The sequence below is a fragment of the Stenotrophomonas sp. genome, assembly GCF_031995405.1.
Classification (GTDB): Bacteria; Pseudomonadota; Gammaproteobacteria; order Xanthomonadales; family Xanthomonadaceae; genus Stenotrophomonas.
In genome coordinates this window covers 1-10,527 of the sequence record NZ_DAMAGC010000141.1, presented here as the reverse complement: position 1 = coordinate 10,527, position 10,527 = coordinate 1, and the positions used below count along the sequence as shown (strand labels likewise).

The 10,527-nt window shown below is 68.4% G+C and carries 10 protein-coding genes; 4 read left to right on the top strand and 6 right to left on the bottom strand.

Annotated elements, in window-relative coordinates; all coding sequences use genetic code 11:
- Positions 1-108 precede the first annotated feature (108 nt).
- On the bottom strand, positions 109-1,026 hold the full coding sequence (grxD, locus tag RTO53_RS17695) for a Grx4 family monothiol glutaredoxin (protein ID WP_312239031.1): 918 nt from the start codon (positions 1,024-1,026) through the stop codon (positions 109-111).
- A 57-nt stretch (positions 1,027-1,083) separates the two neighbouring features.
- On the opposite strand from grxD, the gene RTO53_RS17690 reads away from it, so the two are divergent.
- The gene (locus RTO53_RS17690) at positions 1,084-1,866 is read left to right on the top strand and encodes a polysaccharide deacetylase family protein (RefSeq protein WP_312239030.1); all 783 of its coding nucleotides are present in this window, start codon (positions 1,084-1,086) and stop codon (positions 1,864-1,866) included.
- 12 nt (positions 1,867-1,878) lie between these two features.
- On the opposite strand, the gene RTO53_RS17685 is transcribed toward RTO53_RS17690, so the two are convergent.
- Genes RTO53_RS17685 through RTO53_RS17665 form a run of 5 tightly spaced genes read right to left on the bottom strand, consistent with a single transcriptional unit; the run spans position 1,879 to position 5,261 of the window.
- Positions 1,879-2,202 (bottom strand): hypothetical protein, encoded by a 324-nt coding sequence (locus RTO53_RS17685; protein WP_312239029.1) that lies wholly within the window; start codon positions 2,200-2,202, stop codon positions 1,879-1,881.
- Positions 2,203-2,234: 32 nt separating this feature from the next.
- Positions 2,235-2,603 (bottom strand): hypothetical protein, encoded by a 369-nt coding sequence (locus RTO53_RS17680; RefSeq protein ID WP_312239028.1) that lies wholly within the window; start codon positions 2,601-2,603, stop codon positions 2,235-2,237.
- A 60-nt stretch (positions 2,604-2,663) separates the two neighbouring features.
- Complete coding sequence (locus RTO53_RS17675; protein WP_312239033.1) at positions 2,664-3,344, bottom strand: class I SAM-dependent methyltransferase; 681 nt, start codon at positions 3,342-3,344, stop codon at positions 2,664-2,666.
- Positions 3,345-3,361: 17 nt separating this feature from the next.
- The gene (locus RTO53_RS17670; protein WP_312239027.1) at positions 3,362-3,985 is read right to left on the bottom strand and encodes a GDSL-type esterase/lipase family protein; all 624 of its coding nucleotides are present in this window, start codon (positions 3,983-3,985) and stop codon (positions 3,362-3,364) included.
- Between the two features lies 1 nt (position 3,986).
- Positions 3,987-5,261, bottom strand: a complete 1,275-nt coding sequence (locus RTO53_RS17665) for a pyridoxal phosphate-dependent aminotransferase (protein ID WP_312239032.1) — start codon at positions 5,259-5,261, stop codon at positions 3,987-3,989.
- Positions 5,262-5,438: 177 nt separating this feature from the next.
- Here RTO53_RS17665 and rsgA point away from each other — a divergent pair, with 177 nt between their 5' ends.
- The 3 genes from rsgA (at position 5,439) to RTO53_RS17650 (ending at position 10,422) form a co-directional block, all read left to right on the top strand.
- Entirely contained in the window at positions 5,439-6,545 is a 1,107-nt protein-coding gene (gene rsgA / locus RTO53_RS17660) for a ribosome small subunit-dependent GTPase A (protein ID WP_312239026.1), read from the top strand.
- A gap of 172 nt (positions 6,546-6,717) precedes the next feature.
- Positions 6,718-7,971, top strand: a complete 1,254-nt coding sequence (locus RTO53_RS17655) for a flavohemoglobin expression-modulating QEGLA motif protein (RefSeq protein ID WP_312239025.1) — start codon at positions 6,718-6,720, stop codon at positions 7,969-7,971.
- 147 nt (positions 7,972-8,118) lie between these two features.
- Positions 8,119-10,422, top strand: a complete 2,304-nt coding sequence (locus RTO53_RS17650; protein ID WP_312239024.1) for a TonB-dependent receptor — start codon at positions 8,119-8,121, stop codon at positions 10,420-10,422.
- The last annotated feature ends 105 nt before the right edge of the window (positions 10,423-10,527 follow it).

The following is a 10,527-nucleotide window of genomic DNA, read 5'->3' as shown; positions in this document are numbered from 1 at the left end:
CGCACCCCCGCCCAGCCAGCACGATCGCGAGACACCGCGCCTGGCTGTTGAAAGAAAAAAAAAAACGCCGGCAATGCCGGCGTTTTTCCAACACATCGCAACCGACGATCAGTACTTCGGCACGCTGTTGTCCACCTCGTTCGACCAGGCGTCGATGCCGCCGGTGATGTTGTGGACCTTGCTGAAGCCCAGGGCGCGGAACTGCTCGGCGGCCTGTGCGCTGCGGCCACCGTGGTGGCACAGGAAGGCCAGCGCGGTGTCCTTGGGCAGGGCTTCCAGGCGCGCGCGGTTGTCGCCGTCGAACGTCTCGAACGGCGCATCGATGGCGCGTTCGTCGGCCGGGCGCACGTCCACCACGATCAGGCTGCCGGCACGCAGCTGGTCGTCCGCGTCGCGCACGGCCAGTTCCTGCACCGCCTTGGGCGCGTTCGGGTTGTCGATGGCCAGGCCCTTGCCACGGATATCGTCCACCCAGTCGATGGTGATGCCGTCGGCGCGGCGCGCGCTGGCCAGGTCGAACTGCACGCGCAGGCCGTTGGACTCGGCGGCGATCGCGTTGTCATCGTGCGGGGCCAGCTGGAAGTTCGGCTGGAAGCGCGCATCGATGCTCAGCTGCAGCGACGCACCGGGCGAATCGGCCAGCGCACCCCGCAGCATTTCCACCGCAGCCGGGGTCACGGTGATGCTCGGTGCGGTGCGGTCCGGGGCGGCCAGGCCGAGCACGCTGCTCAGCTCACCGCTGCCGGCCATCTGCAGGATGATGTCGCTGCCGCCCACCAGCTCGCCGTCGATATACAGCTGCGGGATGGTCGGCCAGTCGCCGTAGGCCTTGATGCCTTCGCGGATTTCGGCATCGGCCAGCACGTTGACGTGGTCGAACTCCACGCCCAGGTCCTGCAGCGCGCCGACGGCCTTGGCCGAGAAACCGCACTGCGGCATGCTCGGCTGACCCTTCATGAACAGCACGACGCGGTTGGCGTTGAGGATGGATTCGATGCGCGAGCGCAGGGCGGGATCAAGGGACATGGCAGTCGGGTCCGGCATTTGGAACCGGACATTCTACGCGGCATGGCATCATGGGGCATGACCGTACCGGAAACGTTGCATCGCATTCCCCTGCGCCCCTGGCGCTGGCTGCCGTGGCTGCTGCTGTCGCAGGCGCTGGTGGTCCTGGCGTGGGTCCAGCTGGGCTGGCCGGTGGGGCTGCCGCTCATGGTGGCCTCGCATGCGCTGTTCCTGGTCCCGGTGTTCCTGCCCAACAGCCGCTTCTACGCGCCGGTGCTCAGCCGCTTGCCGGGCCGGGCGCCGCGGGTGTGGCTGACCATCGACGACGGCCCCTCGGCCGAGACCCCGGCCGTGCTGGACCTGCTCGACCGCTACCAGGCCAAGGCGACCTTCTTCCTGGTCGGCGAGCGCGCCCTGGCCGAGCCCGAGCTGGTGCGGCAGATGCTGGCGCGCGGGCACACCCTGGGCAACCACAGCCATCGCCACCCGCAGACACGCTTCTGGCGGCTGGGGCGGGCGGCCATGGCCGACGAGATTGGCCAGTGCCAGCAGGCGCTGACCGCCATCGCCGGGCAGCCGCCGCGCTGGTACCGCTCGGTGGTGGGCATGACCAACCCGTTCGTGGCCCCGGCGCTGCAGCAGTGGCAGCTCACCCGCGTGGGCTGGAGCGCGCGCGGTTACGATGGCGTGGACTGCCAGCCGCAGGCGGTGGTGGAGCGCATCGTCGCCCAGCTCGGGCCGGGCGCGATCGTGCTGCTGCATGAAGGTGCCGCGCACGGGCACAACCTGGTCATCATCGAGTCGGTGCTGCAGGCCCTGCAGGATCGGGGTTTGACCGCGGCGTTGCCCGACCTGGCGTAAGGGCGGGCACCCTCAACCCATCGCACCCAGCACCATCAGGCCTGCGGTGCCCAGCAGGATACCCGCCGCGCACACCAGTCCCAGGATCGCGAACAGCGTGCGTCGGTCGCGTTGCAGCAGCCCGGCGATACCCAGGGCAACCGCCACGACCTCCAGCACGCCCGCGCCGAGGATCGCCAGGCCAAGCAGCATCGTGGACGGCGCGCTTTCATCCAGCCCGCCGGGCGTGCTCATCTCGGCGTAGCCGGCCACCACGATCAGCAGGAACAAGAGCGCCCCGCCGCCCAGCGACAGGATGAACGAGGCGATGCCGAGGCCGGCATGACGGTGTTGCATGGGGACTCCTGTCAGTAACGCGTCGTGGGGGCTCAGGCACGGTGGGCCAGGGTGATGGGGCTGCCGGCCAGCGGGTGCGAGCGCTGCCACTGTTGGCGCATCCAGCTGACCAGCGACAGCTGCGCCAGCAGCAGGGTGACCGACAGGCCCAGCGCCAACACGCCGGTGACCCGGCGGCGGCGGTGCTGCAGCAGGCTGCCGACACCCAGCAGCGTGGCCAGCACGGCCAGCCCGATGCTGATGCACAACACCACCAGCAGCACCACCGGCAGCTGGTGCATGTCGGCGTTGGCGGGTGTGTGGGCGACGTGTGCGCTGATCGCGAACATCACCAGCCCGCACAGGCTGATCACCAGTGCGGCGATGCCCAGGGCGGAATGGCGGGATGAGGGCGGGGTCATGCGGGCTCCATGCCGGTGTCGGGGCGCGAGTATGCGCGTGCAGCGGGCAGGGTGCGACCCTCAGCCCCGCAGGGGCCGCTCGGCGCAGACCAGCCAGTTGTTGAACGGGGTGTTGCCGTACAGCGGGGTCATCTGCAGGTGCAGGCCGGCCGCTTCCAGCGGGGCGCGCACGCTGGCGGCATCGGGGTAGTGCCGCGGTCGCGTGCCCATCCAGCCCACCAGGTGGGCCAGCATGTCGGTGATGCGGGTGGTGCGGTCGCGACCGCTGTTGTCGGCCAGCGTGGTGCGGATCACCAGCCGTCCGCCCGGGGCCACGCGCGCGGCGGCCGCATGCAGGAGGCCTGTCTGCGCATCGGCCGGCAGGTACTGCAGCACATCGAGCAGGGTCACGCTGCCGTGGTGGTCGGGCAGGGTGGCGCTGGCATCCAGACAGGCGAAACGCGCATCGGTCAGCGCCGCGTGCGCACCGGCACGCTGCGCCCGGGCGATCTTGTCCGCGTCGATGTCCACGCCCAGGTACGGTTGCTGCTGGCCGGCCTGGCGCAGCACATGCGCCAGCAGGCCCAGCCCGCAGCCGATGTCCAGCAGCGCGCCCTGCGCCGGGACCAGCGCGGCCAGCACGCCCGGGTACAGCGGATCGCTGCCGAGTTTGCCGCGGCTGTAGTAGTAATCGCGTCGGTTGCCGAAGCGCCGGGCCGGCATGAAGGCAGCGGCGATGCGGCGGGCCTGTTCCTTGGCCAGTGGCAGGGCGTCCGCGCTCAGCGCGCCACCTCGTCGGCCAGTTGCACCCGGGCGACCGGGAACACGCGCTGGTTCCACAGCGTGTACATCGTCGCCGACGGATGCAGGCCGTCTTCGACCAGCATCGGTGCCTCCCCGCCCAGTTCGCGGCTGACCTCGGTGATGTCGATGAAGGCGACGCCGTGCTCGGCGCAGATCGCGGCGGCCGCGGCGTTGAAGGCGTCCAGTGCGTGCCCGATCTGGACGCGGTCGCGGCCGGATTCGATCCCGTACGCGGTCACTCCCCAATCGGGAATGGACAGCACCAGCACCCGCGACGCGCGACCATCGGCGAAGCCGAGCGCGCGCTGCAGCAAGGCGGTGAAACGGGGCCGGTAGTCGTCCACGCTGCGCCCGCGGTACTGGTCATTGACCCCGATCAGCAGGCTGACCAGGCCGAACGGCCCCTGCGGGGCCGCAGCGTCGATGCCCGCATCGAGTTCGTCGGTGGTCCAGCCGGTGGTGGCGATGATCTGCGGGTCGTCCACCGCGATGCCGATGTCACGCAGGCCGGCGGCCAGCTGCGAGGGCCAGCGCTGCGTTGGCTGCACGCCTTCGCCGATGGTGTACGAATCACCCAGTGCCAGGTAGGACAGCGCCATCTCAGGCCACCGCGCTGCGTGGCTTCAACGGCACTACCTTGGTGTTGGCCTCGGCACGCCGCGCCAGCGCACGGTCGATGCGCGCGAAGACATCGCGCATCACGTCCGGCTCGGGCAGCAGGGTGACGCGGAAATGGTGGCGGTAGGGCACGTTGAAGCTGGAGCCCGGTACCACCAGCACGCCTTCCTCGTTCATCAGTTCAAGGGCGAAATCGTGGTCGTCGAAGCTGCGCGCGGCCGGGCCGACCACCGCCGGGAAGGCGTACAGCGCGCCGGCCGGGGCCACCAGCGACAGGTGCTCGCTGGCATTGCAGGCCTCGATGACCGCGCGCCGGGTTTCATACAGGCGGCCACCGGGGGCGCACAGCGGGGAGATGGTGTCCGGGCCGTTGACCGCCGCATCGATGGCGTACTGGCCGGGCACGTTGGCGCACAGCCGCAGCGCGCTGAGCAGGTCCATCGCCGCGCGGAATTCGCCCAGCCGCTCGGCCGCACCAGACAGCATCGCCCAGCCCACCCGCCAGCCGCAGGCGCGATGCACCTTGCTCAGCCCGCTGAAGGTGATGCACGGGTGTTCGCCGGCCAGTGGCGCCACCGCATGGAACGCGGCGCCGTCGTAGAGGATCTGGTCGTAGATCTCATCGACCATCAGCAGCAGGTTGTGCTTGACCGCGATGGCCACGATCTTCTCCAGCAGTTCGCGCGAGTAGCTGGCGCCGCTGGGGTTGTTCGGGTTGATCAGCACGATGGCGCGGGTGCGCGAGGACACCAGCGTTTCGATTTCGACCGGGTCCGGCTGGAAGCCGTTTTCCGGCGCGCAGCGGTAATACACCGGGCGGCCGTCGTTGAGGATGGTCGCCGCCGACCACAGCGGGTAGTCGGGGGAGGGCACCAGCACTTCATCGCCGGGGTTGAGCAGGGCGCGCAGCGACAGGTCGATCAGCTCGCTGACGCCGTTGCCGACGAACACCCGGTCCGGATGCGCGTCGGGCGCGCCGCGGCGCGCGTAGGCAGCGGCAATCGCTTCGCGGGCCTCGGGCAGGCCCTGCTGGTGGGTGTAGGGATCGGTGCGGCCCATGTCATCGGCGATCGCGCGCTGCAGGTGCTCCGGCGCGCGGAACCCGAAATTGCCCGGGTTGCCGATGTTCAGCTTGATCAGCTTGCGGCCCTGCGCCTCCAGCTCCCGCGCTCGTCGCGCCAGTTCGCCCCGGATCTCGTAGCGGACTTCGGACAGGCGCTCGCGGGTGGCGAGCGGCTTCAGCGGGGGCGTGGACATGAACGGGCCGTCATCGTCGGGCATGGAAATGGCATGGTAGCGGAAATGTTGCGTTGCAGGGCAAGCCTTTCAGGGCAAATTCCGAGCACTGGCAAGCAGTTGCGGACCAGGGCGCCGGCAGCGGACCTGTCCACCGGCCAGGCAACGCGGCGACGCCCGGTCGCCACACCCTCTAGAATGGGCACGATGAGCGAACCCACTGATTACCTTGCCCTGCAGACCATTGGCTGGCCCTGGCCGGGCGGCCCCGAACTTCCGGCCTGGCAGGCCCTGTTCGAGCAGTTTCCGCAGGCGCGCCCGGGTCGGGTGATCGAGCAGCATCGCACCGGCTACATCGTCTCGGACATGCCCGATGCGGCGATCAAGACCGAATCCCCGCCCGAATGGCAGCGTCCGCGCTTCCCCAGCCACGAACGTGCGGCAGTGGGCGACTGGGTGCTGATGGAGGGCATCAAGATCGTGGCGCTGCTGCCACGGCGCACCGCGATCAAGCGCGGCGCGGCCGGCGAGCATTACCACCAGCAGGTGATCGCGGCCAACATCGATACGGTGTTCATCGTCTGTGGGCTGGATGCGGACTTCAACCCGCGCCGCATCGAGCGTTACCTGCTGCTGGTCGGCGGCGGCGGCGCGCAGCCGGTGGTGGTGCTGACCAAGGCCGACCAGACCGAGTACAGCCAGGATGCCCTGGACGTGCTGGAGGAACTGGCCGCGCAGGACATCCCGCTGCTGGCGGTCAACGGCAAGGACCCGGCCAGCGCGTCGGCCCTGCTGCCATGGCTGGGCGCGGGCCAGACCGTGGTGCTGGTGGGCTCGTCCGGTGCCGGCAAGTCCACCCTGACCAACACGCTGTTGGGCGAGGAGCGGATGAAGACCGCCGACGTGCGCAGCAACGACTCGCGCGGCCGCCACACCACCACCCATCGTGCGCTGATTCCGCTGCCGGCCGGTGCCTGCCTGATCGACACCCCGGGCATGCGCGAACTCAAGCCGACCGGTGAAGAAGCCCTGAGCGAAGGCGGCTTTTCCGACGTGGAAGCGCTGTCGGCGCAATGCCGTTTCCGCGACTGCGCGCACCAGCGCGAGCCGGGCTGTGCGATCCGTGCGGCGATCGATGACGGCACGCTGGATGAAGAGCGGTTGTTGAACTACTTCAAGTTGAAGGAAGAAGTAGCCGCCGCCGCTGCCAAGCTGGCGGTGCGCCAGGCCCAGCAGGCGATCGAGCGCAAGCACGTGGGCAAGGGCGCGCAGTGGCGCCCGGGCGGCAAGGGCGGCCGCCGATAACCGGGTAGAGCCACCCCATGGGTGGCTGCACGCGGTGTTGGATCGAAAGGCAGCCACCCATGGGGGGGGCTCTACGCGGTACCGGATCGAAATGCAGCCACCCATGGGGTGGCTCTACGCCGGGTCGGGCGTTGCGTGCAGGCCTCCCTGCGGGGCTGCTATTGTCCGCCCCATGGACACACCAATGACCGTGGATCGTGAGGTGGCCCACCACACCGCGCTCGATGCGCAGCTGGTGGAGGCGGTGGGCGGCATCAAGCTGCTGGGCCTGACCAGTTGGCCCGCTGCCCTGCAGGCCCCGTTCCTGGCCAGCGTCGCCCGCGGCCAGCCGGTGCTGCCGCAGGTGGCCTATCCCCGACTCGACTTCGGCGACACCCGCCGCGCACTCGCCGCGATCAGCGCCCAGTGCGATCCGGACCATCCCATCGGGCTGTACGTGCAGCGCTCGGCGCACAGCTGGGACCTGGCCGCCGGTCTGCTCGAATCGCTGGGCACCCCCGAAGTCGACCGCTACTCGGTCGAGCTGTTCGGCGCGCCCGAGCACCCGCTGCCCGGCAATGGCCCCAGCACCCGCGATGCGGCCCGCCACTTCATCCAGATCGCGCAGGAACTGGACCACGAACTGCTCGCGCCGGAAGAACAGGTGCCGGTCTCGGCGACCGCCCTGCAACTGCAGCTGCAGAGCGACCTGGACGCCTTCTTCGAATCGCGCATCATCAGCGTGCAGCTCGACCCGGACCTGATCTCCAAGGCGGCCGCCGGCCCTACGCGCATCCGCCTGCGCACCAGCGCCCGCTTCAGTGCCTACGACCGCGCCCAGCTGTTCCACCACGAAGCCCTGGTGCATTCGCTGACCGCGCTCAATGGCCGCGAACAACCGCACCTGCCCAGCCTGGCACTGTCCTCCCCGCGTGTGACCGCCACCCAGGAGGGGTTGGCCACCTTCGCCGAGCAGATCACCGGCAGCATCGACATCGAGCGCCTCAAGCGCATCAGCCTGCGGACCGAAGCGATCGCGATGGCGCGCGAGGGCGCCGATTTCATCCAGGTATTCCGCTACTTCTGCGACGAAGGGCAGAACAACGAGGAGAGCTTTGCCTCGGCCCAACGCGTGTTCCGCGGCGTGCCACCGACCGGCGGCGCGGCGTTCACCAAGGACACCGTGTACCTGCGCGGGCTGGTCTCGGTACATACCTTCTTCCGCCACATGCTCGCCGAAGACCGCCTGCAGGTCTGCCGCTGGCTGTTCGCCGGCAAGATGTCGCTGACCGATGCGATCGCGTTCGCACCGTTGTTCGAAGAAGGCATCCTGCGCCCGCCCCGCTGGTTGCCGCACTGGGTCAGCCGCGCCAACGGGCTGGCCGGCATGCTGGCGTTCTCGCTGTTCGCCAACCGCATCCGCATGGACCAGCTGGTCGCCGAATGATGCGTTGGATCGCTGCACGCCGCTCTGTGTGCCCGGTCGCGTTTCATCTGGAGCGCGCCATAACGTAAGAATGCTTTCATCTTCCGCTCGCATGATGGTCATGCACCTGCAGTGCGCAGGTCACCACCCCACATGCAACGGACGACCATGCTTACCCGACCCCTGACGATCGCGGTTGCGATCGCGCTGTGCGCCGCCAACGCCCACGCCGCCGATGTAGACGCCACCACTGGTGCAACCACCGATGCGAGCGCCGCGCTCAGCGCGCAGACCCTGGACACCGTGTCGGTGATCGGCCAGGGCGAAACCCGCCAGGTCCAGCGCATCACGGCCGTGGACAAGGAGGTGCTGCCGCCGGGCACCAGCGGCCAGAAGATCCTCGACCGCCTGCCCGGCGTGTCGGTGCAGTCCAACGATGCGTTCGGCGCCAACGAGGAATCGCAGAGCATCACCCTGCGCGGCTTCGACAAGAGTCGTCTGGGCTACACGCTCGATGGCATTCCGCTGGGCGACAACAGCTACGGCAACTACAACGGCCTGAGCATCGCCCGCGCGCTGATCGCCGAGAACCTGGCCGGTGCCGAACTGTCGCAGGGTATCGGCTCGCTGGGCGTGGCCTCCACCAGCAACCTGGGCGGCACCATCCAATACTTCTCGCAGGACCCGTCCACCGAGTTCGGCGGTCGTGCCAGCGTCACCGTCGGCGATGACAACCAGCGCCGCGGATACCTGCGCGTGGACACCGGCGACATCAACGGCTTCTCGGCCTATGTCTCCGGCGTGCACCAGGAGGCGGACATGTGGGCCGAGCCGAACCAGAACCAGACCACCCGCCAGTTCAATGCGAAGGCGGTATGGAATGTGGGCGACAACCGCTTCGGCGCGTTTGCCGCGACCTCGCGTGTGAGCCAGGCCAACTACGCCTATCTGTCCAAGAGCATGCTCGCGCGAGGGCTGGGCTACGACTGGAACATCTATGCCCCGGACTGGAATCGCGCGGTGGCTGCGGCCTACTGCGCGCCGGGCACCTACAACGCGCAGAAGTGCGCCTTCAGCGGCGGGGTCAACAGCATCGACGATGCGTACTACCAGAGCCGCGCGCTGCGCGATGACAATCTGTACGCGCTGGATGCCGACCTGGCGCTGGGCGACACCGCGCGTCTGAAACTGCTGGGCTACCACCATGAAAACCGCGGCCAGGGCCACTGGTGGGCGCCGGGCCAGCCGTCCAACCCGGGCACGGCGCAGGCACTGCCGATTTCCATCCGCAGCACCAACTACACCATCAACCGCACCGGCATGACCGCCGCGCTGAGCTGGAAGGTGGGCGTCCACGAACTGGAAGCCGGTCTGTGGTACGAGCAGAACGACCATAACGTGTCGCGCAACTTCTACTACATCAGCGGCCCGTTCCTGGACGATCTGTACCTGCAGAATCCCGACCGCCGTCTGTTCAACCAGGACTTCGATATCCTCACGCGCCAGTTCTACGTGCAGGACCGCATGCGTTTCATCGATGACCGGCTGACCGTGGACGTGGGCATCAAGAGCCCCAATACCCGCATGCGTGCCACCGCCCAGCCGGGCAATGAGACCGCCATCGCCTCGGGTACGCTGACCGCCAAGGAATCGGTGCTGCCGCAGCTGGGCGTCGGCTTCAAGCTCAACGGCAACAATGAGGTGTTCGCCTCGTACGCGGAGAACATCGCAGCGTTCGTGGGCGGCGGCAGCGGTGGCCCGCTGCAGGTGTCGCCGGAGTCGTTCGCGGCCAGCGCCGGGCTGGAGCCGGAGAAATCCAAGTCGCTGGAAGCCGGTTTCCGTACCTTCGGTGAGAAGTACCAAGCCTCGATCGCCGCCTACCACACCACGTTCGACAACCGGCTGCTGTCGTTGAACCCGTGTTCGAGCATCGAGGTGGGCACCCGCCCGGAGTGCGTGACGCGCTTCATCAACGTCGGCTCGGTGAAGAGCCAGGGCGCGGAGCTGACGTTCATCCTCAAGCCGGTCGAGGGCCTGCAGTGGTACAACGCGCTGTCGTGGAACAAGTCCACCTACGAGGATGACTACACTTCCGGCGGTGCGATCGTGCCGGTGGCCGGCAAGATCACGGTTGATACGCCGCAGCGGATGGCCTCCAGTGAGATCAGCTGGAACCGCGACGGGTTCTTCGCGAGCCTGCGTGCCAAGTACACGGGCAAGCGTTATTACACCTACACCAATGACCAGTCGGTGGCCGGGGTGACGACGTTCGATGCGGGTGCGGGCTATTCGTTCGGTCCGGGTCTGGGCCTGCGCGACATCAAGGTGTCGCTCAACGCCACCAATCTGACCAACAAGCGCTACGCCGGTCAGCTCAGTTCGTTCGCCCCGACCGATCCGACCGGTACCCGCTACGCGATCCACGCCAGTGCGCCGCGCCAGTTGTTCATGACGGTGGCCGCTGAATTCTGAAGCGTCTCGCGTGCCGGGGCTGCTGGTTTGGTCGGGTACGGGTGGGGTGTCGGGACACGCCGCAAGTACGTCCGTGTAGGCTCGCATGCGCCATCCATGGCGCAT

Excerpts from the sequence above, each read along its gene's own strand:
- RTO53_RS17670 (WP_312239027.1), bottom strand. The coding sequence starts at position 3,985 with ATGGCGCTGTCCTACCTGGCACTGGGTGATTCGTACACCATCGGCGAA.
- RTO53_RS17650 (WP_312239024.1), top strand. The coding sequence starts at position 8,119 with ATGCTTACCCGACCCCTGACGATCGCGGTTGCGATCGCGCTGTGCGCC.
- grxD (WP_312239031.1), bottom strand. The coding sequence starts at position 1,026 with ATGTCCCTTGATCCCGCCCTGCGCTCGCGCATCGAATCCATCCTCAAC.
- RTO53_RS17690 (WP_312239030.1), top strand. The coding sequence starts at position 1,084 with ATGACCGTACCGGAAACGTTGCATCGCATTCCCCTGCGCCCCTGGCGC.
- RTO53_RS17655 (WP_312239025.1), top strand. The coding sequence starts at position 6,718 with ATGGACACACCAATGACCGTGGATCGTGAGGTGGCCCACCACACCGCG.
- RTO53_RS17680 (WP_312239028.1), bottom strand. The coding sequence starts at position 2,603 with ATGACCCCGCCCTCATCCCGCCATTCCGCCCTGGGCATCGCCGCACTG.
- RTO53_RS17685 (WP_312239029.1), bottom strand. The coding sequence starts at position 2,202 with ATGCAACACCGTCATGCCGGCCTCGGCATCGCCTCGTTCATCCTGTCG.
- RTO53_RS17665 (WP_312239032.1), bottom strand. The coding sequence starts at position 5,261 with ATGTCCACGCCCCCGCTGAAGCCGCTCGCCACCCGCGAGCGCCTGTCC.
- rsgA (WP_312239026.1), top strand. The coding sequence starts at position 5,439 with ATGGGCACGATGAGCGAACCCACTGATTACCTTGCCCTGCAGACCATT.